This is a genomic window from Amycolatopsis sp. (assembly GCF_035546795.1).
In the GTDB taxonomy this organism is placed as follows: Bacteria; Actinomycetota; Actinomycetes; order Mycobacteriales; family Pseudonocardiaceae; genus Amycolatopsis_E.
Genome location: NZ_DASZWC010000003.1, coordinates 76804 through 102270, shown reverse-complemented (window position 1 = coordinate 102270; position 25467 = coordinate 76804). Strand labels below are relative to the sequence as shown.

The 25467-nt window shown below is 69.2% G+C and carries 20 protein-coding genes and 1 pseudogene; 7 read left to right on the top strand and 14 right to left on the bottom strand.

The annotated features are described in order from the left end of the window. Nucleotides 1-18: 18 nt before the first annotated feature. The 7 genes and pseudogenes from VHD82_RS03975 to VHD82_RS03950 all read right to left on the bottom strand — a co-directional run bounded on the left by VHD82_RS03975 (nucleotide 19) and on the right by VHD82_RS03950 (nucleotide 8318). Nucleotides 19-963 carry a LysR family transcriptional regulator gene (locus tag VHD82_RS03975; protein WP_325697071.1) on the bottom strand — a complete coding sequence of 315 codons (945 nt, stop codon included), beginning with the start codon at nucleotides 961-963 and terminating at the stop codon, nucleotides 19-21. A 381-nt stretch (nucleotides 964-1344) separates the two neighbouring features. Beyond that, nucleotides 1345-1599 (bottom strand): annotated as a pseudogene (locus tag VHD82_RS36725) (alcohol dehydrogenase catalytic domain-containing protein); the annotation flags it as partial. Nucleotides 1600-2068: 469 nt separating this feature from the next. Continuing rightward, complete coding sequence (locus tag VHD82_RS03970; protein WP_325697069.1) at nucleotides 2069-3601, bottom strand: class I adenylate-forming enzyme family protein; 1533 nt, start codon at nucleotides 3599-3601, stop codon at nucleotides 2069-2071. Nucleotides 3602-3611: 10 nt separating this feature from the next. After that, nucleotides 3612-4328, bottom strand: a complete 717-nt coding sequence (locus VHD82_RS03965) for an ABC transporter ATP-binding protein (RefSeq protein ID WP_325697067.1) — start codon at nucleotides 4326-4328, stop codon at nucleotides 3612-3614. Then, on the bottom strand, nucleotides 4325-5104 hold the full coding sequence (locus VHD82_RS03960; protein WP_325697065.1) for an ABC transporter ATP-binding protein: 780 nt from the start codon (nucleotides 5102-5104) through the stop codon (nucleotides 4325-4327). Before VHD82_RS03960 ends, VHD82_RS03965 begins: the two co-directional genes overlap by 4 nt. Then, on the bottom strand, nucleotides 5101-7119 hold the full coding sequence (locus VHD82_RS03955; RefSeq protein WP_325697063.1) for an ABC transporter permease: 2019 nt from the start codon (nucleotides 7117-7119) through the stop codon (nucleotides 5101-5103). The genes VHD82_RS03960 and VHD82_RS03955 overlap by 4 nt, the downstream gene beginning before the upstream one ends. Before the next feature lie 41 nt (nucleotides 7120-7160). Then, complete coding sequence (locus VHD82_RS03950; protein WP_325697061.1) at nucleotides 7161-8318, bottom strand: hypothetical protein; 1158 nt, start codon at nucleotides 8316-8318, stop codon at nucleotides 7161-7163. 208 nt (nucleotides 8319-8526) lie between these two features. On the opposite strand from VHD82_RS03950, the gene VHD82_RS03945 reads away from it, so the two are divergent. Both VHD82_RS03945 and VHD82_RS03940 read left to right on the top strand, forming a co-directional pair. Further along, on the top strand, nucleotides 8527-9726 hold the full coding sequence (locus VHD82_RS03945; RefSeq protein ID WP_325697059.1) for a CoA transferase: 1200 nt from the start codon (nucleotides 8527-8529) through the stop codon (nucleotides 9724-9726). After that, entirely contained in the window at nucleotides 9714-11339 is a 1626-nt protein-coding gene (locus VHD82_RS03940; protein ID WP_325697057.1) for an FAD-dependent monooxygenase, read from the top strand. The genes VHD82_RS03945 and VHD82_RS03940 overlap by 13 nt, the downstream gene beginning before the upstream one ends. 12 nt (nucleotides 11340-11351) lie before the next feature. On the opposite strand, the gene VHD82_RS03935 is transcribed toward VHD82_RS03940, so the two are convergent. From VHD82_RS03935 to VHD82_RS03910, 6 genes are all read right to left on the bottom strand, one after another. Then, complete coding sequence (locus VHD82_RS03935) at nucleotides 11352-11678, bottom strand: NIPSNAP family protein (protein ID WP_325697055.1); 327 nt, start codon at nucleotides 11676-11678, stop codon at nucleotides 11352-11354. A gap of 8 nt (nucleotides 11679-11686) precedes the next feature. Beyond that, nucleotides 11687-12307, bottom strand: a complete 621-nt coding sequence (locus tag VHD82_RS03930) for a VOC family protein (RefSeq protein WP_325697053.1) — start codon at nucleotides 12305-12307, stop codon at nucleotides 11687-11689. Between the two features lie 15 nt (nucleotides 12308-12322). After that, complete coding sequence (locus tag VHD82_RS03925) at nucleotides 12323-12958, bottom strand: VOC family protein (RefSeq protein WP_325697051.1); 636 nt, start codon at nucleotides 12956-12958, stop codon at nucleotides 12323-12325. An 87-nt stretch (nucleotides 12959-13045) separates the two neighbouring features. Next, nucleotides 13046-13882 carry an enoyl-CoA hydratase/isomerase family protein gene (locus tag VHD82_RS03920; protein ID WP_325697049.1) on the bottom strand — a complete coding sequence of 279 codons (837 nt, stop codon included), beginning with the start codon at nucleotides 13880-13882 and terminating at the stop codon, nucleotides 13046-13048. 36 nt (nucleotides 13883-13918) lie between these two features. Beyond that, the gene (locus VHD82_RS03915) at nucleotides 13919-15280 is read right to left on the bottom strand and encodes a winged helix-turn-helix domain-containing protein (protein ID WP_325697047.1); all 1362 of its coding nucleotides are present in this window, start codon (nucleotides 15278-15280) and stop codon (nucleotides 13919-13921) included. Nucleotides 15281-15367: 87 nt separating this feature from the next. Then, complete coding sequence (locus VHD82_RS03910) at nucleotides 15368-16525, bottom strand: ABC transporter substrate-binding protein (protein ID WP_325697045.1); 1158 nt, start codon at nucleotides 16523-16525, stop codon at nucleotides 15368-15370. A 239-nt stretch (nucleotides 16526-16764) separates the two neighbouring features. Here VHD82_RS03910 and VHD82_RS03905 point away from each other — a divergent pair, with 239 nt between their 5' ends. Genes VHD82_RS03905 through VHD82_RS03890 form a run of 4 tightly spaced genes read left to right on the top strand, consistent with a single transcriptional unit; the run spans nucleotide 16765 to nucleotide 21399 of the window. Further along, complete coding sequence (locus VHD82_RS03905; RefSeq protein ID WP_325697043.1) at nucleotides 16765-17607, top strand: enoyl-CoA hydratase/isomerase family protein; 843 nt, start codon at nucleotides 16765-16767, stop codon at nucleotides 17605-17607. Then, the gene (locus VHD82_RS03900; RefSeq protein ID WP_325697040.1) at nucleotides 17604-19235 is read left to right on the top strand and encodes an FAD-dependent monooxygenase; all 1632 of its coding nucleotides are present in this window, start codon (nucleotides 17604-17606) and stop codon (nucleotides 19233-19235) included. Before VHD82_RS03905 ends, VHD82_RS03900 begins: the two co-directional genes overlap by 4 nt. Next, nucleotides 19232-20407: a hypothetical protein gene (locus tag VHD82_RS03895; protein ID WP_325697038.1), complete on the top strand. Its 1176-nt coding sequence runs from the start codon at nucleotides 19232-19234 to the stop codon at nucleotides 20405-20407. The genes VHD82_RS03900 and VHD82_RS03895 overlap by 4 nt, the downstream gene beginning before the upstream one ends. Next, complete coding sequence (locus VHD82_RS03890) at nucleotides 20407-21399, top strand: MDR family oxidoreductase (protein WP_325697036.1); 993 nt, start codon at nucleotides 20407-20409, stop codon at nucleotides 21397-21399. Before VHD82_RS03895 ends, VHD82_RS03890 begins: the two co-directional genes overlap by 1 nt. On the opposite strand, the gene VHD82_RS03885 is transcribed toward VHD82_RS03890, so the two are convergent. Next, nucleotides 21389-21856, bottom strand: coding sequence for an Lrp/AsnC family transcriptional regulator (locus VHD82_RS03885; RefSeq protein ID WP_325697034.1), 468 nt, complete (start codon nucleotides 21854-21856; stop codon nucleotides 21389-21391). The genes VHD82_RS03890 and VHD82_RS03885 overlap by 11 nt on opposite strands. A gap of 156 nt (nucleotides 21857-22012) precedes the next feature. Here VHD82_RS03885 and VHD82_RS03880 point away from each other — a divergent pair, with 156 nt between their 5' ends. Continuing rightward, nucleotides 22013-25429 (top strand): indolepyruvate ferredoxin oxidoreductase family protein, encoded by a 3417-nt coding sequence (locus tag VHD82_RS03880; protein WP_325697032.1) that lies wholly within the window; start codon nucleotides 22013-22015, stop codon nucleotides 25427-25429. Nucleotides 25430-25467: the final 38 nt, after the last annotated feature.

The following is a 25467-nucleotide window of genomic DNA, read 5'->3' as shown; positions in this document are numbered from 1 at the left end:
CGCAGGAATCAGTTCTGTTTATAGCTCCTGGGCAAGGTCCGTCACCAGGGTTCTGAGCCAGCGGTGGGCGGGGTCGCGGTCATAACTCGCGTGCCACCAGAACCGCTCGACGATCGGTTCCGGATCACCGGGGCACGGCAGCACCCGCAAGCCGAGGCGGGCGGCGACGCGCGTGGCGAGGCGTTCCTGCAGCAGCGCGACCCGGTCGGTGCCCGCGACGAAGTGGGGCACGGCCTGGTAACTCTCGACGCGGACGCTGATTTTCGGCTGGATGCCGAACAATGCCAGCTGGCGGCCCATCGGAGCCGACGGCGGGAACCCGCGGTCCGGCTGGAACGGCGCGATCCACGGCATCGCGGCAAGCTGTTCGAGGCCGAGTTCGCCGTGCTGTACCTGGGAGTTCGCGGCGTCGACGACGCAGACCCAGCGGTCGGTGAACAATGCGACGGACCGCACGTCGGGCAGCTCGAAGCGGCTGGCCGGTGGAGCCACCATCCCGTCGATCAGCCGGATCGTGTCGGCGATGTTGCTCGCGAACGCCTCGCGGACCAGCCGGACGTGCAACTGGACGTCCGGGGCCTGCGCCGCGAGCGCGGCCGACAACCGCGCGCCCAGCACTTCGATCGTGTAGTCCGCCATGACGAGCGTGAACTCGCGGGCGGACGTACCGGGGTCGAAGTCGTGACCGGTGCCGAAAAGCCGTTCCGCGCCAGTGCAAACCGCCTCGACCGGGTCCGCCAGCTGCGCCGCCAAGGCGGACAGCACGTAACCGTTCCCCGACCGCACCAGGAGGTCGTCGTCGAAATGCCGGCGCAGCCTCCCGAGCGCCGCGCTCACCGCGGGCTGCGACACGCCGAGCCGCCCCGCGGCGCGGGTGACGTTGCGCTCGCGGAGCAGCTCCCGCAGCACCACCAGCAGGTTGAGGTCCAGGTTCGCCAGATGGACCGCGGAGTGCCTCGCCACGCTGGAACTATAAGCCAGCCTGACACCCGGCACGGGAGTCGAACGCCGAGGGCGTGGATGCCATCCGCCCGGGCTGGGGCGTTCGGGTGCGACCACAGTGGCGAGCGCCTCGGCGCTCCCAAACGCAGCCAGGAGTGTCAATCCTGCACGGAGCAGCCGATCGAGGCGTTCAGCAGGGCACCGATGAACGCTCACACCACGGCGGCGACGTCGACGCGTCACCAAGGTCCGTGAGACGCCCGCGCGGCGGCGACTCCGGCCAGGCCCTCCGCCGCCAGCTCTCGTGACGCCGCATCGAGGATCCGGCGGTGCACGGTGGGATCGCGGGGGGCCGACCGGCGCGGATCGGGTTGGCGATAAACGAGGTCAGCGAGGCCCAGTTCACGATCGCGCCCCGCTCAGGCACCGTGCACAGCTCCCGCACCACTGGATCGGGTAAACCGCGAGACGCGCTCCCACCGCCAGCCCGGTGACGCTCGCCCAGCGCGGCGATGGTGCCTCAGAGCTCGTGACCGAGGATCGCGGCAGCGCGCACCCCGTCAGCGGACGCGGCGAACGCGGCGTGGTCAGCGGGCCGTCATGGTACTCGTGGACGTCACTCCCACAGATGCCGTTGTAGGCGACGTCGCGCAGGAACTCGCCTGGTCCAGGTCACGGAGCGGGCACCTCCTCGACACGGACGGCGAGTGGCCCGTGGCCGCCTCAGTTGTACTCGGCCGCGGCCCGCTTGTGCCCCGTGACGGCGCGGCCCCTGCCTTCGTCAACTCGGGCTGCGGCGGCTCGACGGTATGCATGGCGAAGGTCGCGTCGACCCCGGGCCCGCGGTCAGTGGCCCGTACTCCTCGTTCGGCTCGGTGACGCATTTCGATGACCGCCGCCGAGGGGTCGTCCTCGTCGCCCAGCACGTGCGGGGCCAGCCCCTGCTCCAGGGCGTTGGCGCCCACCCGGGCCCAGCGGAGCCGTTCGGGCGCCCTCGTCCCAATAGCCCTCGGTGTCCAGCCGGAAGACCTTCATCTGGCTCCTTCCCGCGTCGGCACGGCCCGGGTTTGCGACGGCTGACCGTCGCAAACCCCGCATAGAGTGCACTCAAGCGAGCCTCAGGCAGCTATGTGGTCGGCGGCTCGTGGACGCGCCGGCGCAGCAGGTGCTTCTGGATCTTCCCCACCGACGTCCGTGGCAGATCGTGCACGAACTCCACCGCGTCGGGCACCTTGAACTTCGCCAGCCGGTCCCGGCAGAGCCCGATCAGGTCCTCCTCGGTGACCTGCTGACCGTCGCGCACCACGACGAACACGATCAAGGCCTCGTCGCGCATCTCGTCCGGAACGCCGACCGCCGCGCTCTCGAACACGGCGGGATGGGCGTTGACGACGCCTTCGACCTCCGCGCACGACACGTTCTCGCCCGCGCGCTTGATCATGTCCTTCGCGCGGTCGACGAAATACAGATAACCTTCCGCGTCCGCCCGTGCCACGTCGCCCGTGTGCAGCCAGCCGGACACGAGCGTCTTCTCCGTCGAGACCGGGTCGCCGAGGTAAGCCGCCATGACCGTGCGGCCCGGTTCGCCCGCGATGATGAGCTGCCCCGGCTCCCCTGGCGCCACGTCATGCCCTTCCGCGCTGATCAGGCGGACCTGCGCGCCGGCCACCGGGCGGCCCATGCTCGCCGCGTCCCGGCGCTCGTACAACGGGTTCATCAACGGCGGGAACACGGTTTCCGTCATCCCGTACAACTGCAGCAGCGGCACCCCGAAGCGCGACTCGAAGGCGTCGGCCTGCGCCGCGGAAACGTTCTGGGCGAACAAAACCGCCCTCAGCGCGTGCGCCCGGTCCTCGGTGGCGGCCTCGTGGGCCAGGATCATCCGGATCGGCGCGGCGAACAAGCTCGCCACCGTCGCCCGCAGTGCCACCGCTTGCGCGGACCAGCGGCTCGCCGTGAACCGTGGCGCGAGCCCGATCGACGCGCCGGTGACCAGTGCGGACATCGTCGAGTAGTACTGCGCGTTGCCGTGGAACAGGGGCAGCACGATGAGCTGCCGGTCCTCCGGCCGCAGCCGGAGGTGCCCGGCGACGACATCACCGGCGTTGAGGTAGGCGGCGTGGGTGACCAGCACCCCTTTCGGCTTGCTCGTGGTGCCCGATGTGTACAGCACCGCGGCCACCGAATCCGCCGCGACGAAAGGAAAGCTGTCCCCCGCCTCCCCGTTTTCCGCCCAGCCGTCCTGGATGTCGACCACGACGCCGGCCCCCGCGGCCTCGACGGTGGCGCGCAGGTCCGGCTCGGTCACCACGACGCGGCAGCCCGCGTGCTGGTGCACATAGCGCAGTTCGTCCACTGTGGACAGCGGGTTGGTCGGTACGATCGCCGCACCCAGCAGCGCCGTGCCGAACCACACGTCGTAGAACTCGGGACAGTTGGTCAGGTGGACACCCACCCGGTCGCCGGGCAGCACGCCCAGATCCCGCAGCGCACCGGCGGTACTGCCGGCGCGGGCGGCCATCTCCCGCCAGGTCGTGGTCTCCACCAGTCCCGGCTTTCGTTCGAAGCACAGGAAAGCCGCGTCCGGGTTCCGGGCGGCACCGTCCTGGAGCACCGAGCCGAGCGTGCTGCCGCTCCGGCTCGAAATCGGCGTGGACAAGGCGAACCCCCTAGTGGCTGTGCACGGCGTTACGCCCAAGATAGGCCTCTCGCAACAGTTCCGGGTTCGCACGCAAAGCGGTCGCGGACTCCTCCAGCACCACGTCCCCGTGCGCGAGGACCACAGCCCGGTCGGCGACACCGAGAGCCATCCGGACATGCTGCTCGACCAGCACCACCGCGGTGTCCCGCTCCCGGGCGATTCTCCGCACCACGGCGAGGATGTCCTGGACGATCACCGGCGCGAGTCCCATGCTCAGCTCGTCGATGAGCATCACCTTGGGGTTCGCGACCAGCGCCCGCGCCAGTGCCAGCATCTGTTGCTCGCCGCCGGACAGGACGCCCGCGTCGACCTTCAGCCGCTTCTCCAGCGCCGGAAAGTAGGCGGTCGCGTCCGCCAGCGCCGCCTTTCCGCGCCGGCCGAAGGAAACGTTGTCCGCCACCGAAAGCGTCGTGAACAGGCACTTGTCGTCGGGGACGAGCGCGATCCCGGCGCGGGCGCCGAGGTAGGGGCGGGAATGGTTGAGCACCTTGCCGCCGACCACGATCTGCCCGCGGATCGGCGGCATGAGGCCGGCCATCGTGAGCAGGCTGGTCGTCTTGCCCGCACCGTTGGCGCCGAGCAAGGCGACGATTTCGCCGGGTTCCACTTCGAGCTCGAAGCCGCGGACGACCGGCCGCCGGTGGTATCCGGCGTCGAGTCCCCGGCAGACCAGGATCGGGCTCATGCCGCGTCCCCTTCCGTGGCAGCCGTGACGCTGCCGAGATACGCCGTGATCACCTGCGGCTGCGCGAGTGTCTCCTGGGGTTCCCCGGCCGCGATGACCTTGCCGAAGTCCAGCACGACGATCTCGTCGCAGACGTTCACCACCAGCTCCATGTCGTGGTCGACGAGCAGCATGGTGACGCCCGAATCGCGGACCGCGCGCAGGCGCTCGCCGAGCCAGGCGCTTTCCGTGGAGTCGAGGCCGGCCGCGGGCTCGTCCAGCAACACGAGTTCCGGCCCGCCGGCCAGGGCCTGCGCCACGGAAACCAGTTTCCGCTGACCACTGCTGAGCTCACTGGCCTGGACGCCCAGCAGGTCACCGAGACCGAGCGTGCCGACCAGCGCCCGGGTCTCCGGCCGCGCGTGTTCTCCTCGGCCGGTCACGATCGCGCGCACGGTCGACCACCATCCGCCGGGGCGTCGCTCACCGATCAGGATGTTCTCCCGCACCGTCAGGTCGTCGAAGATGCCGCCGGCTTGGAAGGTCCGCGCGATCCCGTGGCGGGCGCGAAGGTGTGCGCGCAGCCGGTCTATTCGCACACCGCGGAACGACACGGTGCCCGAGCAGCGGACGAACCCGGTCAGCGCGTCGACGAGGGTCGTCTTTCCCGCGCCGTTCGGGCCGATGAGCCCCACGATCTTGCCCGTCGGCACGGTCAGCGAGACATTGTCGACGGCCACCACACCGCCATAGCGCACCGTCAGATCCGTGACGGTCAGGAGTGGTTCGCCGTTCATCGGCCTACCTGTTCCGGTTCGGTGGCAACGAGTTCGGAGCCGGCGGGTTCGCGCGTTTCCGGCGCCCGCCGCCTGAAGACAGCTCTTGCCAGTCGCTTCAACGGTTCCTGAGCCGCGCCGCCGATGCCCTCCGGATGCCGGATCACGGCGAAGATCAGCATCAGCCCGGTGACCAGCAGGTAGTAGTCGCCGAAGCTGATCAGCCGGTCGGTGATGACGAAGACGAGGCCGTTGCTGCCGACGATGCCCGCGACGACGGCGCCGGCGACGGTCGTGATCCCGGCGATGTAGCAGACACCGAACAGCATGATCGAGGTCAGCACGTCGAACGAGTCGCCGGAGATCGCGGTCTGCTGGTAGCCGAGCATCGCGCCGCCCAGCCCGGCGATGCACGACCCGACGGCGAAGCCGAGCAACTTGACGCGCGCCACGTTGATGCCGTTGGCCGCCGCGGAGCGCTCGTCCGCGCGGACCGCGAGCATCTGCGCCCCGAGGCGGCTCCGCCGCAGGTTAGCCACGCCGATACCGGTCAGCGTCAGCACGACGAGGCACAGAATCCCGAACTGTATTCGCGGATACCCGTCCCCGCTGCCGATCCGCAGGTCCAGGCCGAACAGCGACGGGCCCGTCACCTTGGCGCCCGAGGTGCCGCCGTTGAGGGCGTTGTTCTCGAAATACACCGATTGGATGGCGATCGCCGTCGCGATGGTGACCACCGCGAGGTTCACCCCTCTGACCCGCAACGCCGGAAGCCCGACCAGGGTGCCGACCACGCCCGCGGCCAGTGCGGACAGGATCGGCGCGAACGGGAACGGTATACCCCAGTCCGTGGTCATTCGTGCCAGCAGCAAGGCGGACAGGCCCGCGAGACTGTACTGCGCGAAGGAAATCTGACCGACGTACCCGGTCACCACCACGAAGGACAACGCGAGAATCGCAAGCACCAGGCTCGTCGTCAGTGCCGCGCGATAACTGCCCTGCAGCGCGAACAAGGCGACCAGACCGAGCACGAAAGGAATGGCCGCGGACCAGCCCACATGACGGGGTCGCCGGGTCACCGGCAAATCCTGGACCAGCAGCAGCCCGCGGGCGGGCAGGGAGGTGCCGCGCACGATCAGCACGATGAGCACGGCGACCAGCGGCAGCAGATCCTGGACGCCGTTGCCCAGCCAGGTCGGGTACCAGGCGTTCGTCGACTGGAGGCTCAGGTCCGACTGCAGCATCCCGAGCACGAGACCGGAGATCGTGATCACGACGAGGGAACTGAACCGGCCGAGCAACGCCACGGCCAGCGCCGGTACCACCAGCAGCGTGAAGCCCGACGGCGTCAGCGACACCAGCGGCGACACCAAAGCCCCGGCGACACCGGCGATCCCGGACCCGAGACCCCAGTTGGCGAGCGCGACCCGTTCCGGCGAGACACCGACGATCACGCTGCCCTTCTCCGATTCGACCACGGCTTTCGTGACCTTGCCGAACCGGGTGAAGTTGTAGATCGTGACCGCGACGGCGAGCAGGATCAGCGCCAGCCCCGCGGCCCACAGGCGGTCGGTGGGGATGGTGAGATCGCCGAACTGGAGGGTCCCGGACGGGAACAACGCGGTCACGCCCACCGGGTTGGTGCCGAGCCGGAGGCTGACCACGCCCTCGAGGACGAGCAGGATGCCCACGGAGGCAACGGCTTTCGCGACCGCCCGCGCGTGGCGGAGCGGGCGGAAGATCAGGACGTAACACAGCAGCCCGAGCACGACGCTGATGGCCAGCGTGATCAGCAGCGCCGCCCACACCGGCATCGGCCCACCGAGGTGGACTTCCGGCGGCAGGCCGAAGATCGGGTTGAAGAGGTCACCCGAGGTGCGCAGCCCGTTGAAGGTGTAAGCGCCGTACATACCGATGGCGCCGGTGCCGAAGTTGACGACACCCGAGCTGCGGTAGAACACGGCCAGGCTCAGCCCGAACGCGGCGAGGATCGCCCCGTTGCCCAGCCCGAGGACCAGGAAAGTCAGGTTCTGCATGGGGCGCTCCTCACCTTGTCACGCCTGGTGCCGCGTTCGGGCTAGGCATTCGCGGTCCAGCCGACGATGGCTTCGCAGGCCTGGCGCAGGAGGTCCGGGCGGCCCTCGAAGTAGTGGGTCGCACCCTCGATCAGCACGTAGTCCCGTTTCGCGGTCTCGATGGCGTTGTACAACTGCTCCAGTACGACCGGCGGCGACCCGGTGTCCGCCGAGCCGCCGACGACGAGGGTCGGCGTGCGCAGGCCGGGAAGCCATTTCAGCGCGTCGCCGTTGGTGTCCTCAATGGACCATTGGTTGATCCACGAACGCAGGCTGGTATAGCGGTTCAGCCCGGCAGGAAGGTACCCGGCGATCTCGGGCCGGCCCCAAAGGGTGGTGCCGACGGCACGATCGCTCGCGTCCAGGTCCGGGTCGAGGAACCGTAGATCCGCGCTCGTGCCGTGCACGACGAAAGCCAGATCGTCCAGCCCGGCCGGCCAGTGTCCCGGCGCGGTGAGGCTGTTCAACTGCCGCTTCGCCCAGGCGGTGATGCGCCGGTTGCGGGCGAGCTGGGCCGCCCGGTACGCGGTCACGAACCCGGCCGAGAAAGGCGGCCCGTTTTCGGAGTTGAAGGCGTCGAGTTCCGGGTCACGGACGAACGGGGCCGTCTCGTCGATGATCGCCGGGTCGAGCCATTCCATCGACACCCGTGCCCGTGAGGGATGGGCCATCGACAGGATGATGGTGTCCGCGGGCGGCAACTCGGCCGCGGTGAGGTCCGGCCCGACGCCCCCCGGCGGCGAGGTGACCGTCGGATTTTCGGCCTGTGCCTGGTAGAACGGGACGATCGAGCCACCGCCGGAGTTGCCGACCAGTGCCACCCGCCCGTACCCGCGCTGCCGGAGCGCCTTGATGGCGGCACCGATGTCCACCAGGCAGTTTTCGACGTTGAGGCTGGAGTCCGTGCCGACGTAACGGGTGCACATCCCCACAGCGGCAACGCCGAGGCTCGCGAGCGCGGGCAGGGAATAGTGGCCGAGGAAGTTCGCCGTCGGGTGGACGATGAGCACAGCCGTGTCCGGGCGTTTCCCGGCCGGGCGCACCTCGGAAGCCCAGATGGCACCCGAGAGCCGCGCGACACCGGAGAAGACGTCCACACGTCCCGATGCCGGGACAGGGATTTCCAGCAGGTCGCGTTCCAGTCCGGCGGGCAGTGGCATCCGCGTGTCCTTTCCGCTTCTCGTCGCCCGGAAACCGCGTCGTCGCCGGGCGCCTCGGCCGAGGTTAGACCGGCGTATCTGTCGGTTTCATGCCATCGAATTTCCGTTTCGCGGGCGGCGGTGAACGACACCCAACCGACATCGGACCGCGCGTAGGTTTCGGGAGAGCACTGAAGGGCGCGCGCTAGCGGAACGGAGAAAGAGATCAATGACCGGAGCTCTGGCAGGCGTTCGGGTTGTCGACATGACATCGACCGTGATGGGGCCTTCTTCGACGCAGCTGCTGGGTGATCACGGCGCGGACGTGATCAAGGTCGAGTCGCCCTCCGGTGACACGACGCGGCACGTGCCGCCGATGAACAGCTCGGACATGGGCTGCGCCTACCTGCAGCTCAACCGCAACAAGCGCAGCGTGGTGCTCGACCTCAAACAGCAGGAGCACCTGCGGGCGATGCACGAACTGCTCAAGACGGCGGACGTGTTCGTCTACAGCATCCGGCCCAACGCCATGGCGCGGCTCGGGTTGTCGCCGGAAGACCTCGCCGAGCTCAACCCGAAGCTGATCACGGTGAGCCTGGTCGGCTTCGGCAAAGGCGGCCCCTACACCGGCCGTCCCGTGTACGAGGACCTGATCCAGGGGCTGACGGCCGTGCCGTCGCTGCTGATGCGCACCGGTTCCCCCGAGCCGCACTACGTTCCGGTGGCGTTCAACGACCGCGCGGTCGGGCTGTTCGCGGCGTCCGCGATGCTGGCGGCGCTGTTCCACCGCGCGCAGACCGGCGAGTCGCAGCACATCGAAGTGCCGATGTTCGAGTCGATGGCCCAGTTCGTGCTGGGCGATCACATGGGCGGCCGCGCGTTCGAACCGCCGAACGGGCCCGCCGGCTACCCGCGGACGCTGACCCCCGAACGGCGGCCGTACAAGACCAGCGACGGCTACGTCTGCGCGATCATCTACACCGACACGCACTGGCGGTCGTTCGGCAAGCTCGTCGGCCGGCCCGACCTGCTCGAAGAAGACGAGCGTTTCAAGGACCTGCGCGCGAGAACGGTCCACGCCGAGGAGACCTACGCGTTCGTGCGCGAGATCATGCCGAGCAGGACCACCGCGGAATGGCTGCGGCTGCTGACCGACGCCGACGTGCCGGCGACACCGCTGCACACGCTCGAGTCGATCTTCGACGATCCGCACCTCAACGCGACGGGTTTCTTCGAGCGCACCGAACACCCGACCGAAGGCACGCTACTCACCGTTCGCGGGCCGGCCAACTGGTCGAAGACGCCGCCTCAGCTACGCCGGCCGGCGCCGCACCGCGGCGAGCACACGGCCGAGGTGCTGGAGGAGATCGGCTATTCCGAGGCCGAAGCCCAGAAGGTCGCGACCGCGGGCCAGTCGTGGACCGCCTAGGGCCGGCCCACACGCCGGTCCTGATCGTCGGCGGCGGCCCGGTCGGTCTCGCGCTCGCCCTCGATCTCGCCCAGTACGGGGTGCGGAGCACGCTCGTGGAACGCCGTGACGGCGCCGAAAGCGAACTGCTCGCGAAGGCGGGCACGCTGAACCCGCGATCGCTGGAGTTCTGCCGGCGATGGGGTATCGCCGACGCCGTCGCCAACTGGGGCGCCGACGCCGACTTCCCGCGGGACACCTGTTACGTGACGTCGCTGGCCAACGGTTATGTGCTGGGCCGCGAGAAGGTGGCCGGCGCACGGGACCGGAAAGCCGCGCAGAGTCCGGAAATACTCCGGAAATGCCCGCAGCACATCTTCGACCCGCTGCTCGCCGGGCGAGTGGCGGCCACCGGGTTCACCGACCTGCGATACGGGGTCGAGGCGCGTCATGTCGCACAGGACGACGACGGCGTCACGGTCGAACTGGTGCGCGGCGAGCGCACCGAGCAGATCCGCGCTGACTACGTCGTCGGCTGCGACGGCGCGGCGAGCGGAATCCGCGGCGAACTGGGCATTCCGTTCGACGGCCGCACCCTCGACTTCTCCGTCAGCGCGATGATCCGCGTCCGCGCCCTGCACACCTATCACGACGTCGGCAACGCGACACGGTACCTCTTCGTGGGCGCGCACGGCAACTGGGCCAACCTGACCTCGGTCGACTACGGCGACCTGTGGCGGTTCACCGTTTTCGGCTCCGAGGAACGGATCGCGCCCGACCGCCTCGACCTGCGGCACAGGATCGACGAAGCGTTCGGCCGATCGGACATCCCTTATGAGCTGCTGCGCGCGCTTCCCTGGCGGCGCAGCCAGTGTTCCGCGCGCACCTACCGTCAAGGCCGCGTCCTGCTGGCCGGCGACGCCGCGCACACGATGTCGAACACCGGTGGGCACGGCCTCAATACCGGGCTGGGCGACGTGTTCGGGCTGGGCTGGGTGCTCGCGGCCCAGTTGCGGGGCTGGGGTGGGCCCGGCCTGCTCGACGCCTACGACGCGGAACGGCGGCCCGTCGGGATTCGCAACGCCGAGGCGTCCACGCGCAACTACGAGGGATGGATCAGCGCCGACATCGATTTCTCCGGCGTGCTCGACGAAGGCCCCGACGGCGACGCGACGCGTGGCTCGATCGTGCGGCGCCTGTCCGAGGCCCTGTACCCGGAATGGCATGGGGAGGGCATCGGTCTCGGTTACCGCTACGAACACTCCCCCGTCATCGTGGCCGATGGCACGCCCGAGCCCGCGGACGACGTTGTCGAATACTTCCCGACCGCCCGGCCGGGACACCGCGCGCCCCACGCCTGGCTCCCGGACGGCCGCTCGACGATCGACCTCTTCGGCCCGTGGTTCACCTTGCTGCGCCTGGGAAAACACGCTCCCAGCGCCGACCGGTTCACCGCGGCGGCGGCCGTCAGTGGTCTGCCGCTGAGGGTCGAGTCGATCGAGGACCCCGCCGCCGTCGCACTGTACGAACGCACCCTGGTCCTCGTCCGCCCGGACGGCCACGTCGCCTGGCGCGACGACAGCCTGCCCGCGGACGTGCCCGCCCTCCTCGACCACGTCCGCGGCTGCCGGTGACGGCAGCCGCGGTCACTGGAGCGGCGAGAACGGCAGCGGGCGGAGGATGCTGCTGTGTGTCTTGGCGACCAGCAGCCCGTGCTCCCGGGTGGTGCTCGCGCTGACTTCACGCCATTCGGGGTCGGCATGGAAGCCATCCCAGGCCGACTGCCGTTGCGCGAGGTCGTCCCAGCCGAGCAGATACGTGAGGTCAGGCCCGTCGCCGATGACCGTTTCGAAGTAGCCGACCTGCCGGAATCCGTGCCGGTCGAAAATCCGCGACGTGTGCTCGGCGAACCTGTTGTACAGCGCGGTTTTGTTGTGCCCGAACGCCTCGTAGCGCCTCAGCTCGTACAGCATCGCCGGGCTCAGTCGAAGGTCGACGGCTCGGCGGCGGCGATGAGCCGGTGCAGTGCCTCGGACGGGTCGTCGCCGGAACGCAGGGCTTCCTCCTTGGTCGCGAGCCACGCGTCGACCGCCGCCCTGGCCTGCTTCGGCCGGTCGTTCCAGTCGGCCACCAGCGGGGTGGTGATCTCCAGGCGGATGCCGTTCGGGTCGTAGAAGTAGATGCTGTAGATGATGGTGTGGTCCACCGGGCCGAGCACGTCGACGCCATGGTCCTTCAACCAGCGGTGCCACTCGTCGACCTGGTCCCGTGTCGGCACTTCGAGCGCGATGTGGTTGAAAATGTCGTACGCGGGATGCGTGACGGGCGCGGCAGGCGGCAGGCCGGGCGCCTCGAAGAAGGCGATGGTCGATCCGTCCTGCATCCGGAAAAAGATGTGCAGGTAAGGCATCCGCTCGCCGGTGGAAGGCACCTGTTCGTGCATCACGGCCATGACGAGCTGCATCCGCATCTTCGTCGTGTAGAACTCTGTCGTCGCCGCCGCGTCGTGCGTGACGAGCGCGAGATGGCTGAGACGGGCCGGCGCATCGGCGTCGCCCGGCCGCACGTTCCGCGGTGCGAGCGCGAGTCCCGGGTCACTCATAGCCGTTCCATCCCTTCAGAGAACCTCGGTTGCCGGTTGCGCCCGCCGCACCCGATCCTTGATCGCCCGCACCAGTTCCTCGGTCGTGTCGCCACCGGACTCCCTGGCGCGCCGCTTGGCCGCGGCCCACTCGCCGAGCGAACGGCTCGCGGCATCGGCCTGGTCGTTCCAGTCGGCGGTCAGCGGCGTGGTGATCTCCAGCCGGAGATCGTTGACGGGGTCATGGAAATAGATGCTGTAGATGATGTGGTGGTCGATCGGGCCCAGCACGTCGATCCCCAGACCCCTGAGTTTTTCCGCCCAGGCGTCCACCTTCTCGGTCGAGTCGACCTGCAGCGCGAGGTGGTCGAAGACCTCATACGCCGGGTGGGTCGCCGGCGGGCGTGACGGCAGGCCGGGCGCCTCGAAGAACGCGATGGTGGAACCGTCGCCGAGCCGGAAGAAAATGTGGAAGTACGGGAACGGTTCGCCCGTCGAGGGCACCTTGTCGTCCATCACCGCGAGCACGAACTCCATGCCCATCACGCGCGTGTAGAAATCGACCGTCGCTTCCGCGTCCGGCGTCACATAGGCCAAGTGACTGAGCATCTGCGGTGGCGCTGCCGCCAACGCGCCCGTCGCGGAAGCTTCGCTCGACATCGCCGTGTCCATGGGTTCACCTTTCCGGCTGGAAACCGCTCACCGCCAGCGTAGGGAGCCGAACCTGTCGTCGTGATGTCGATCCGGCGGACCGTTTTCCTATGGCCTGAGCCAAGGTTGCTCGTACTGGGCACTGCGCGCGGCCTTGAGGCCGGCGACACCTTCGGCGTCGCGGATTTCGCGGAAACTGCGGCCGTCCGGGGCGGTCGCGCGGTTGCTCATCTCCAGTGTCACGACGTCGTGGGCGTGCCCGGCGAGCCGCCCGGCTGCCGTGCCCGCGGCGTCGGCGACCGCGTCGATGGCGCGTTTGTTGAGCATCACGGCGTCGCGTGGCATACGCGCCAACCTCGCCGCGAGGTCCGCGGATCGCGCGCCGAGATCGTCATCGGCGACCGTGACGGTGGCGAGACCGATTTCGCAGGCTCGCCGGCCGTCGATCAATTCTCCGGTGAGCATCAGGAACTTCGCCCACTGCCGGCCGACGAGTTCCACCAGATGGCTGGCTCCCGGCATCCCGATCCGGCCCTCGGGCATCCCGAGACGCGCCGACCCGGCCGCGAGGACGAGGTCACAGCTCGCCGCGAGGATAAGCCCCGCGCCAAGACAATAACCGTGGACGGCCGCCACCAACGGCAGCGGCGAGATGCGGATGCGGCGGTAGAACTCGTCGGCGTCCTCCCGGAACCGGAAGTGTTCGACCGCGGTCTCCCGCCGCGCGTTGCCTGCCAGGTCGCCGCCCGCCGAAAAACAACTGCCCGCACCGGAAACGAGGACCGCACCCACCGAGCTGTCGCCTTCGGCGTCGATCAGCGCGGCGACGATCTGGTCGCGGGTTCCGCCCGGGTTGGCGGAGATCGGGTTCCGCGAATCCGGCCGGTTCAACCGGATCTCCGCGACGCCGTCGCCCTTGTGGTACGCGATATCGGTGAAGTTCATCAACCGCCCTGTCCTCGTCGGCGGCCGCCGGCCGGTTCAGGAAACGGCGGCCCTTCGCTCCTGGTCGGCGAAAAGCGCGCCGAGGACCGCGCCGGCGGCCTCCAGCACCATGCACTGCGGGGTCGTGAACGGGCTGTCCGAACGCCGCGCGAAACCGAGCTGTCCCCACGCTCCGTGCTCGTCGATCAGCGGGATGGAGAGCTGGGCCGGTAGCCGCGCGGCGCGCAACAGGCGCACGGTCGGCCGGTACCGGCGGGCGAGCTTGGAGATGTCGACGTAGTGGTGGATCTCCCGCGTCTTGAACGTGTCGGTGGCCAGGAACTGGTCCGCGAGCGGAAGACCGCCGGCCACAGCCAGTTGCCAGGTGGCCGGCATACCGGCCTGCGCGACCAGATCCAGGATGTCCAGGCCCGGCCGCCGCGCGAAGACGGCCGCACCGTCGCACATCCCCTCGGCGACCACCGTCTCCACCAGAACGGCACACGCCTGCTGACGGCTGCGGCATTCGATCAGCGATTTCGTCAGGCTCCGCAACCTGCCTTCGAGCAGCAGGTTCACCGACTCACGGACCGGGCTGCTCTTGGCCGTGTCGCGGTCGTCGGCGAACTCGGCCACCGGTTTGTCGAACACGTACCCGACGCCGCGGACCGACCGGATGAACCGCGGCCTGCCGGACGCGTCGGCCAGTTTGCTCCGCAGGCGGTTGATCTGCAGCCGCAACGCGTTCCGCTCGTCGGTGTACTTCCAGCTCCACACCGCCTTGATGATCTCGTGGTGCTTCACCGCGATCTGCGCCTGCGCCATCAGCAATCGCAAGATGTCGAACTCGGTGGGTGTCAGGCTGACGTCCGCACCGTCCAAAGTGGTGCGACGGCCCCACAGGTCGATCCGGAGCCCTTGTGCCTCCAGGTAACGCAGCACGGGCTCGTTCGCCACCGCGCGGCGCACCAGCGCCTGGACCGCGGACCGGAACAGCTCCGCGCGGCACGCCGAGTCGACAACCATGTCCGCACCGAGGCGCAGCAACGGTGCCTGCGCTTCGTCGAGGTCGGGCGAGAGGGCGAGGACCGGCGACACGGTGAGCGGGCGGATGGTGTTCAGCGCGTCCCGGCTCCACCGCAGGGTTTCGCCGGCGAGCACGATCAACCCGAAGTTGCGCACCGACGCGAGCCAGCGGGCCCGTTCGACATCGTGCGCGACCACGCATTCCCACCCGCCGTCGGTGATCCGGCGGGCGTGGTCCACCGGGCCCGCGGACGTCTCCCGGAACAACAACGCGGTGCCGCGACGCCCGGTCTCCTGTTCGGCGTCCGCGACACCGGCCGGCGTCGCGGAGCTCACCGGGTGTCCACCGGATTCCCGTGTCCCGGCGGGGCCGGGTGCGAGGAGTCGCTTCATTGGTTCTCCTTGCCAACCGTCGGACCAAGCCCAGCCTGATCTTAAACAGTGCAATCTTTATTCGCCATGCCCCGCCCGGGCGGGCGGTCAGGAGATGCCGGTGAGCAAAGCGGACGTGTCGTAGGAGTCGACGAGCTGGTAGCTGCCCTGGGAATAGCGCGTGAGGAAGGAAGCACCGGTGCAGATCGACGGCGATTTGGGGAACGCCGAACCGTCGCAGCTGAAGGTCTTGCCACCACCCATGAACAACGGAGTGTTCTTGACACCCCGCAAGGTCGCGGTGATCGACTTCGCGTTGAGGCTCGACGGATCGGACACCGTGGACATCGCCCGGTACAGGTTCATGATCGTCGCGAAGCCGGACGGCGCGAACGAACCGATGTTGGCCGCCGGCTGGTACTGCTTCATCGCCGACCGGTAGATCTTCGTGTCCGGATCCGTCGGCACCGACGAGGTGTCGGGCAGCGAAACGATCATTCCGTCGGTGGCGGTCGGGGTGACGGTCGTGATGGCCGTGGGATCGTTGCAGCCACTCGCCGTGAACAACGGGGTCTTGTCCGAAAGCGAGGCCCGCGCCTTGAACGCCGACGCGCACTGAGGCAGCGACGTCACGACGTAGATCGCGTCGACCTTCTTTGCCAGCAACGAACTGTAGGCGGGCGTCATGTCGGCGGTGGTGATCCCCACCGGCACCGACGTGTAGCCGACTCCTTCCTTCTCGGCGAGCTTGCGCACGGTGCCGTCGAGCGCGGTCGCCAGCGAGGTGACGTTCGTGTAGACGACACCGATGTTCTTGTAGCCCTTGGCTTTGGCGTAGGGAATCACCGGCGACAACAGCGCCGCGAAACCGGACGAGAGCACGAAAGCGCCCGATGTCGCCTGTTCGGCCGGTGCGCCCGCGTTCTGGGTGAGGTAAGGGATGCCCGCGCTCGTGATGATCGGTACCGCGGAAGCGCTGTTCACCTCGACGCCCTTCACCACGACGTCGGGCTTCGCGTCGACAGCGCGGTTCGCGCAGTTCGTCACGCTGTCCGGCGTGCCGAGCGTCGCGCAGTGCGTCAGGGCCAGGGGGCGGCCCTGCACGCCGCCGAGGTTCTTGTTGACGTAGTCGACCGCGGCTTCGGCCGCCTGGAAGCTTTCCGGTGAGCTCGCCGCCGCGGAGGCGCCCTCCTCGTTGAAGAAGAAGATCTTGATCGGGTCACCGCTCGCCGGTTTGGCGGGCGTCCCGAGCGCCACCGTGGGCACGTCCGTTCCCGCCCCCGAGGACGATGTCCCGCCGCCGCTCCCACACGCTACGACCGCGAGCATCGTGGCGGCGACACCCGCCGTAAGCCCTGTCCGTCTCATCCGGCGCACCTCTCTGTGCGGTGGGGCTGAACATCGCCGCTGACTCTCCGGTGCGGAACGTGTCGCCAACATGTCGGTTGCGCCGTGGCGTTTCACCGGCATGGCCGCCGTGCCACGATCACGTCGCGGAGGGATGCATGTACAGCCACATCACACTGGGGATCGACGGCGGAGTCGCGCACATCCGGCTCGCCCGGCCCGAGCGCATGAACACTCTGGGAGTGGGCCCCGGGTCGAGCCGCGACGAAATCGCCGACGCGATGGCGACCGCGGACAAGGACGACTCGGTCGGTTGCCTACTCCTCACCGCGGAGGGCCGGGCGTTCTGCGCCGGCGGCGATCTCACCGGCGCCGAGCCCACCGAGACGGCTTACGACGAGTTCCGGTTCGTCCAGCAGGTCGACGAGTTCTGCGCGGCGGTGCGGCAGGTGCGCAAGCCCATCGTCGCCGGGGTGAACGGGCTGTGCCTCGGCGCCGGCATGGGGCTGGTCGCCCAATGCGATCTGGTCGTGGCGGGCGATGACGCGCGGTTCGGTCTGATCGAGGGACGGATCGGGCATCCCGGCGCCACCGACCTGGTCCCGATCATCGGCGGGGCGTGGGCGAAGTTCCTGATCCTGACCGGCGAACTCATCGACGCGCCGCTCGCGGAAAGGATCGGTCTGGTGCTCACGGTCATCCCAGCCGCCGAACTCGAGGCGAGGGTGACGGCGCTGGCGCGCCGGATAGCAGCGGTGCCGAGGGAGGCGGCAGTCCTGAACAAGGCGGGGGTCGACGCGGTCACCGATGCCATGGGGCGGCAGGCCGGACGACTCGCCGGGCGGGCGTACGACGTGACGACCAAAGCCACCGCGAAGCTCGCCACGGCGCCGGACGGCCGCCGTTTCGAGGACATCGTGCGCGAGGAGGGCGTCGCGGGGCTGAAAAAGGCGCGCGACTCGCAGTTCACCGGCTCCTGGCTGCGCGGGACCGGCCAGTGAGCGGCGCCGTGGAGACCCCGGTCCTGATCGTGGGCGGCGGTCCCGTGGGCTTCACGCTCGCGCTCGACCTCGCCAGACGGGGCATCCGCAGCACCCTCGCGGAGCGCGACGCCGGCACCGCCCTCGAAGTACTGGCGAAAGCGGGCACGCTCAACGAGCGCACCATGGAGTACTGCCGCTGGCTGGGCATCGCCGACGAGATCATCAACGTGGGCTTCCCCGACGATCATCCCCGTGATGTCGTCTACTGCACCTCGCTGAACGGTTTCGTGCTCGGTCGCGACCCGCTGCCGTCGACGAAGGAGCGCGTACCTCCGGTCCAGACGCCGGAGATGCTGCGCAAATGTCCCCAGCACCTGTTCGATCCGCTGGTCGCCGGCGCGGTCGAGCGGGCAGGGCACACGAACGTGCTGTACGGAACGGAGTTCGAGTCCTTCACCGAGGACTACGCCGGGGTCACCGTGACACTGCGGCGCCACGGTTCAGTCCCCTTCACCGTGCGGGCGCGGCACCTTGTCGGGTGCGACGGTGCCGCGAGCGCGGTCCGGCGCGCGGCGGAAATCCCCTTCGAGGGCAAGCAGCTCGACTATTCGGTCAGCGCGATGATCCGGATCGAGCACCTCGAGGACTATCACCCGCTGGGCCGCGGGGAGCGCTACATGTTCGTCGGGACGGAAGGGACCTGGGCCAACCTCACCGCCGTCGACGGCCGCGCGCTCTACCGGCTGACCATGGTGGGCTCCGAGGAACGGCTTTCGCCGGAACAACTCGACATGGACGCGCTCGTGCGCCGGGCGCTGGGCCGCGACGACGTGCCCTTCGAGATCGTGCGGGTCCTGCCGTGGCGGCGCAGCCAGTTCGCGGCCGACCGATTCCGCAAGGGGCGGGTGCTGCTCGCCGGGGACGCCGCGCACACGACGTCGCCGACCGGTGGGCACGGTTTGAACACCGGCCTCGGCGACGTCAGCGACCTCGGCTGGATGCTCGCCGCGCTGCTGCGCGGGTGGGGCGGGGCCGGACTGCTCGACGCGTACCACGCCGAGCGCCGGCCGGTCGCGATCCGCAACAGCGCCAGCTCGACCAGGAACTACGGCGTGTGGGTGCAGTCCGGCGGACGCGAACACGTGCTCGAGGACTCCCCGCTCGGCGAAGAGCAGCGCCAGGCGATCGGCGCGCGGATGAGCGCGATGCTGCGCCAGGAATGGCATTCGCTCGGCGTCGGCATGGGTTACCGCTACGACTCCTCGCCGATCGTCGTCCCGGACGGCACTCCCCCGACGCCCGATGACGCCTCCGAGTACGTGCCGACGGCGCGGCCCGGGCACCGGGCGCCCCACGCCTGGCTGGCCGAAGGCCGTTCGATCCTCGACCTGTTCGGCGATGCCTTCACGCTCTTGCGGTTCGGAGCCGACGCCCCGGACACCGGACCGTTCGTCCGCGCCGCTGAAGAGGCGGGCCTGCCGCTTTCCGTGATCGACATCCAGCAGCCGGAGATCGCGAAGCTGTACGAACGGCGGCTCGTGCTCGTGCGGCCGGACGGGATGGTGGCGTGGCGCGGCGACAGCCTGCCCGAGGACGCCCGATCGCTCGTGGACGTGGTCCGCGGCGCAGCAGAGGGGAATGGATGACCGGCGAGATGGACGTCGAGTGGATTCCGCTCGACTACCCGGAACAAAGATCTTTCAACGAAATATACGGGTTCAGCGGCAGCCAGGGCCGCGTGCACGTCGAGGCGCTGCTGATGCGGCCGCCGGGGCGCCCGTCGAAGACGCTGTTCTTCTTCATGCACCCGGTCACCTCGATGGACGTGCTGCCCGTGCCGCGCAGCCTCGTCGCACTCGGCTGTCACGTGCTGTGCGCGAGGAATCGCTACTACCGCAACGACTCCGTGCTGATCTTCGAAAAGGTCCTGCTGGACATCGGGGCGTGGATGCGGCACGCGCGGGAGGTACTGGGGTACGAGAAGATCGTCATCGTGGGCTGGAGCGGCGGCGGCCCGCTGGCGCTGTTCTACCAGTCGCAGGCCGAGCATCCGACGATCACCGACACACCCAACGGCGACCCGGTGGACGTGGTGCACGCCGGGCTGATTCCCGCGGACGCGGTGGTTTTCCAGGCCGGCAGCGTTTCCCGGGCCCGGCTCCTGCTCGAAGCGCTCGATCCGTCGGTACGCGACGAGACCAACCCCGACGACCGCGACCCGCGCTTGGACCTCTACGACCCGGCGAACCCCGTGACCCCGCCCTATACCGACGACTTCCTCGCCGGATACCGGGCCGCGCAACGGGACCGGATGGACCGCATCACCCGCGGTGTCAAGGAGTTGCTGGCGATCCAGCGCGAACGCGGCGGCAAGGAGATGGAGCGCGGGTTCGTCGTGCATCGCACGATGGCCGACCCGCGGTACATCGATCCGGCCGTCGACCCGAACGACCGGCGGCCGCAGTGGTGCCTGTCCGGCGATCCGGAGACGGTGAACTCGGGCCCGGTGGGCTTCGCGCGTTTCTGCACGCTCCGCTCCTGGCTGTCGCAATGGTCCATTGAGGACAGTCGAGCCGACGCGGCCGTGTGCGCCGCGAACATTTCGGTGCCCTTCCTCGCGATCGAGAACAGCGGCGACGACGGCGCACCGCCCTCGCACATGCGCGAGGTGTACGCCGCGGCCACGAGCAAGGACAAGGACTACGTCGTGATCAAGGGCGCCAACCACTACTACGCGGGCACGCCCGAGCTGCTGACCGAAGCGAGCACGACCACCCGCGATTTCCTTTCCGCACGCGACCTGCTGGAGATTTCCTGATGACCGACACGTTCACGGCCGTCGTGATCGACGACGTCGACGGCAAGCCGAAGGCGAGCTTCGCCGAGCTCGGCCTCGGCGACCTGCCCGGCCACAACACACTGGTCGAGGTCGAGTACTCCTCGCTGAACTACAAGGACGGGCTCGCCGTGTCCGGGCGGCAGAGGATCGCACGGAAGCCGCCGCTGATCGCCGGCGCGGACCTGGCAGGCACCGTCGTGGAGAGCGAGGACCCCGCCTGGCGGCCGGGCACCCGGGTGGTCGTCAACGGCTGGGGGCTCTCGGAAACCAACCCGGGCGGCTACACGCGCTACCAGCGGGTGGACAGCGACTGGCTGATCCGCGTCCCGGACGAGTTCAGCACCGAACAGGCCATGGCGATCGGCACCGCGGGCTACACCTCGGCGTTGTGCGTGGACGCGCTGGCGGCCTGGGGCATGCCCGCCGACGGGCCGGTGCTGGTCACGGGCGCGGCGGGCGGTGTTGGCTCGGTCGCGGTCGCACTGCTGTCCGCGCTCGGGCATCCGGTCGCCGCCTCCACCGGCCGGCCCTCGGCGCACGCCTACCTGACCGGGCTCGGCGCGTCGATGATCGTCGATCGCGCGGAGCTGCTCGAACCGGGAAGGCCGCTGCAGAAGGAACGCTGGGGCGCGGCCATCGACACGGTCGGCGGGCAGACGCTGGTGAACGTCCTTTCGCAGGCGCGCTACGGCTCGGCGGTGGCGGCATGCGGCCTGGCGGGTGGAAACGACCTGCCCGGCGCGACTGTCCTGCCGCACATCCTGCGCGGTGTCGCGCTGCTCGGTGTGGACTCCGTGCAGGCCCCGCGCGAGAAGCGGCAAGCCGCGTGGAACCGGCTCGCCCGCGACCTGAAGCCGGCCGTCCTTTCGGCCATCACCACGGTGGAACCGATGTCGAACCTGCCCGCACTGGCCGACGCCATCCTCGCCGGAGAGATCCGCGGCCGCGTGGTCATCGACGTCACCCGCTGAAGTCGCCGTCCAGCAGCGGTAGCACGCGGGGCGGCACCCGCTCGTTGAGCGCGATCTCGGTGCGGGTCCGGACGACGCCCGGCAACCCGACGATGACCTGCACGACGTGCTCCAGATGGCTGTTGTCGCGCGCTGCCACGCGGCACAGCAGGTCGCCCTCGCCGGTGATCGAATGTGCCTCCAGCACCTCGGGCACGCGGGTGAGCTCCGCCGTCACCGCGTCGAGGCTGCCCTGCGCCAGATGCAGGTGCACGAAGGCCAGCACGCTGAAGCCGAGCGCCTTCGTGCTGATCGCGGCCGCATAACCGGTCACCACACCGGAATCCTCCAGCCGTTGGACGCGCGCTTGGACCGTGCCGCGGGCGATGCCGAGCAGCCGCGCATACTCGCGCATACCGACGCGCGGCTGCTTCACCAGCAGGCGAAGCAAGGCCAGGTCAAGTCTGTCCAGCGACATGGGCAAGCGGTTCCCCGTTCGCGGTCGGCCAGCTGTCGAAGTGGGCCATTGGCCCATCTTTTCGGCCAACTCTAGGCACGGCTCGATCCGGTGCACAAATATCGTGACCGCACGGCACAGTCGATCGAGATATTTCTGGCCAAGGAGACTTCGACCATGACCGCAGCACCCGTCGACTTCACGCTGGAGGACCGCTACCGCGTCGAGGACGGTCTCGTCTACCTGTCGGGCATCCAGGCGCTGGTCCGCATGCTCGTGGACCGGGCGCGCACCGATCACCGCCTGAACAGGGACATCGCGACCTACGTCTCCGGGTACGAAGGCTCTCCGCTGGCCGGGTACGACCTCGAACTGGGGCGGCGACAGGATTTGCTGCGGCAGCACCGGATTCACCATCAACCAGGGCTCAACGAGGAACTGGCGGCGACGGCCGTTTCCGGTACCCAGCTGGCCGGGCAGGTGGCCACCGCGAAGTACGCCGGCGTGACCGGCATCTGGTACGGCAAGGCACCGGGCCTCGACCGCGCATCCGACGCGATCCGCCACGCGAACCTGATCGGCACTTCAGGCACCGGCGGTGTCGTGGCCTTGGTGGGCGACGACCCGTCCGCCAAGTCCTCCAGCGTGCCGTCCGCCTCCGAGGCGGCGCTGGCCGACCTCGGCGTGCCCACGCTCTATCCGGCGGATCCCGGCGAGATCCTCGAATACGGCCGGCATGCGATCGAGCTGTCCCGTGCCTGCGGGCTGTGGACCGCCATGAAGATCGCGACGAACGTCGCGGACGGCTCCGCCACCGCCAGGGTCCGTCCGACCTGGCAAGCGCCCGCGATGACGGACTTGGCGGCGTACGCGCATGTTCCGAGCGCGCGGCTGCTCGCCGGGCCGCTGGCCGAGCTGGAGCGGAGCCAGCACCTGGTGCGCTTCCCGCTGGCCGTCGAGTACGTGCGCCGCAGCGGCTTGAATCGCATCATCGGCGGCGACGCTCGCATCGGTGTCGTCGCGGCCGGGAAAACCTACCTCGACGTGCGACAGGCGCTCACCACGCTTGGCCTGACCGAGGCGGACCTGAGCCGGCACGGCATCCGGTTGCTGAAGCTCGGTGCGGTCTATCCGGTGGAACCCTCGATCGTCCGCGAGTTCGCCCGTGGTCTGCACGAAATCGTTGTGGTGGAAGATAAACGCCCGTTCCTGGAGGACGCCCTCAAGGCCGTCCTGTACGGGGTACCGGACGCTCCCCCGGTGTTCGGCAAGCGGCGAGCGGACGGCGCGCCCTTGTTCGGCATGGTCGGCGAGCTCGACCCCGACAGCATCACCGCCGGGCTCGCCGACCGGTTGCGCGAGGCCGGCCCTGTCGAGCGATGGCTGCGGGAGCGCGCCGCCCGGCCGGCGGAACGGACCATGCTGCCGCTGGTCACCCGCACGCCGTATTTCTGTTCCGGATGCCCGCACAACTCCTCCACGAAGGTCGCGGACGGAACGCTGGTCGGCGGCGGCATCGGCTGCCACGCGATGGCGTTGTTCATGCCCGAGCAGCAGGTCGGCAAGGTGACCGGGCTCAGCCAGATGGGCGGCGAAGGTGCGCAGTGGATCGGGATGGCCCCCTTCGTCACCGAACAGCATTTCGTGCAGAACATCGGTGACGGCACGTTCACGCACTCCGGCAGCCTGTCGGTGCGCGCCGCCGTCGCCGCCGGGGTGAACATCACCTTCAAGCTCCTGCACAATTCGACGGTCGCGATGACCGGCGGCCAGACCGCGGTCGGTGAGCTGCCGCTGGGCCGGCTGGTCGACCTGCTGAACGCCGAAGGCGTGGCCCGCGTCGTGATCACGACCGACCAGCCCCGGCGGCTGCGACGGCGACTCGGCCGCCATGTCGACGTGCGCGGCCGGGACCAGCTTGTCGACGTGCAGCGCGAACTGGCCGCGGTCCCCGGCGTCACGGTGCTGGTGCACGACCAGGAGTGCGCCGCGGAGAAACGCCGCAAGCGCCGCCGCCGGAAGCTCGACACGCCACCCCAGCGGGTCGTGATCAACGAGCGGGTCTGTGAAGGCTGCGGCGATTGCGGCCGGAAGTCCAACTGCCTGTCCGTGGAGCCGGTCCCGACCGAATTCGGGCGTAAGACGCGGATCAACCAGTCGTCGTGCAACCTCGACTTTTCCTGTCTGGAAGGCGATTGCCCGTCGTTCGTCACCGTCGTTCCGGCCGGTCGCCCTGCCATCGCGCCGGCCGGGGGCCCGCTGCCCGACCCTGTTCCCGCACCGGCCGCCGACAGGTTCACGATGCGGATCGCCGGCGTGGGCGGCACCGGGGTCATCACGATCGCCCAGGTGCTGGGCACCGCGGCGTTCCTCGACGGCAAGTCCGTGCGGTCGCTCGATCAGACCGGCCTGGCCCAGAAGGGCGGGGCGGTTCTCTCCGACCTCACGATCACGCCCGGTCCCGAGGAGCGCGGAGCGAAACTGATGCGCGGCGAATGCGATCTGTACCTCGGCTGCGATTCTCTCGTCGCGGGCGACGCCCAGGTGCTGCGCGTCGCCTCACCCGCCAGGACCACCGCGGTCCTGTCCACTGCGGAGGTGCCGACCGGGCACATGGTCGTCGACACCGGCGTTTCCTTTCCGCCGCGCGACACGATCACCGCCGCCGTAGCCGGGCGGACTCGCGCGCTCCACCTTCTCGACGCCAGGACGATGGCGCGTGACCTGCTGGGCGACGAGCAGTACGCCAACATGATCACGGTCGGCGCGGCGTTCCAGGTGGGCGCGCTTCCGCTGACGCTCGGCGCCATCACCGAGGCGATCCGCCTGAACGGAGCGGCCGTCGACGCGAACCTGCTGGCGTTCGAGCACGGCAGGCGCGCCATGACGCCGGCAGCGCCCACCGTCCGGCCCGAACCGGCCGAGGGCACCGAACTGGCCCGCGTCGTCGGGATCCGGATTCCCGAACTGACCGCCTACCAGAACGCGAAATACGCGAGCAAGTATGCCGATTTCGTCGAGCGCACGCGGCAGGCCGAGGCCGCGGCGGTCCCCGGCAGCACCGAGCTGACCACGGCGGTCGCCCGCAACCTGTACAAGCTGATGGCGTACAAGGACGAGTACGAAGTGGCGCGGTTGAGCCTTGATCCCGCGCTCACCGAGCAGATCACGGCACAGTTCGGCAGTGCAGGCCGTCCGTCGTTCCGGTTGCATCCGCCGATACTGCGAGCGCTGGGCATGTCCGGCAAGATCACGTTCGGCCCGTGGTTCCGGTGGGTGTTCCGGTTCCTTTACGCCATGCGGATTCTGCGCGGCAGCCCGCTGGACCCGTTCGGCTTCACGCGCGTCAGGCGGGTCGAGCGGGCGCTCGTCACCGAGTACCGGGCCGTCATCGAGTCCCTGCTCGGTGATCTCGGTCCGGCCACAGTGGACCGCGCCCGCGAAATCGCCGAACTGCCCGGATTGGTGCGCGGGTTCGAGGAAATCAAGCTGCGCAACGTCGAGGCGTACCACGCCCGGCTCGCGGCGCAACTTCGACACGGGGCCGACATGCCACCGGACCTAACATCCGCGGTAACCCAAGGCCGGCACTGAAGTCTGCCGCTGGCAATGACGCCTGACCAGGAGGTTTC

Bases quoted from the DNA above. Each gene is read 5' to 3' on its own strand.
- VHD82_RS03965 (WP_325697067.1), bottom strand. From the start codon at position 4,328: ATGAGCCCGATCCTGGTCTGCCGGGGACTCGACGCCGGATACCACCGG.
- VHD82_RS03960 (WP_325697065.1), bottom strand. From the start codon at position 5,104: ATGAACGGCGAACCACTCCTGACCGTCACGGATCTGACGGTGCGCTAT.
- VHD82_RS03955 (WP_325697063.1), bottom strand. From the start codon at position 7,119: ATGCAGAACCTGACTTTCCTGGTCCTCGGGCTGGGCAACGGGGCGATC.
- VHD82_RS03950 (WP_325697061.1), bottom strand. From the start codon at position 8,318: ATGCCACTGCCCGCCGGACTGGAACGCGACCTGCTGGAAATCCCTGTC.
- VHD82_RS03945 (WP_325697059.1), top strand. From the start codon at position 8,527: ATGACCGGAGCTCTGGCAGGCGTTCGGGTTGTCGACATGACATCGACC.
- VHD82_RS03935 (WP_325697055.1), bottom strand. From the start codon at position 11,678: ATGCTGTACGAGCTGAGGCGCTACGAGGCGTTCGGGCACAACAAAACC.
- VHD82_RS03930 (WP_325697053.1), bottom strand. From the start codon at position 12,307: ATGAGTGACCCGGGACTCGCGCTCGCACCGCGGAACGTGCGGCCGGGC.
- VHD82_RS03925 (WP_325697051.1), bottom strand. From the start codon at position 12,958: ATGGACACGGCGATGTCGAGCGAAGCTTCCGCGACGGGCGCGTTGGCG.
- VHD82_RS03920 (WP_325697049.1), bottom strand. From the start codon at position 13,882: ATGAACTTCACCGATATCGCGTACCACAAGGGCGACGGCGTCGCGGAG.
- VHD82_RS03915 (WP_325697047.1), bottom strand. From the start codon at position 15,280: ATGAAGCGACTCCTCGCACCCGGCCCCGCCGGGACACGGGAATCCGGT.
- VHD82_RS03905 (WP_325697043.1), top strand. From the start codon at position 16,765: ATGTACAGCCACATCACACTGGGGATCGACGGCGGAGTCGCGCACATC.
- VHD82_RS03895 (WP_325697038.1), top strand. From the start codon at position 19,232: ATGACCGGCGAGATGGACGTCGAGTGGATTCCGCTCGACTACCCGGAA.
- VHD82_RS03890 (WP_325697036.1), top strand. From the start codon at position 20,407: ATGACCGACACGTTCACGGCCGTCGTGATCGACGACGTCGACGGCAAG.
- VHD82_RS03885 (WP_325697034.1), bottom strand. From the start codon at position 21,856: ATGTCGCTGGACAGACTTGACCTGGCCTTGCTTCGCCTGCTGGTGAAG.
- VHD82_RS03880 (WP_325697032.1), top strand. From the start codon at position 22,013: ATGACCGCAGCACCCGTCGACTTCACGCTGGAGGACCGCTACCGCGTC.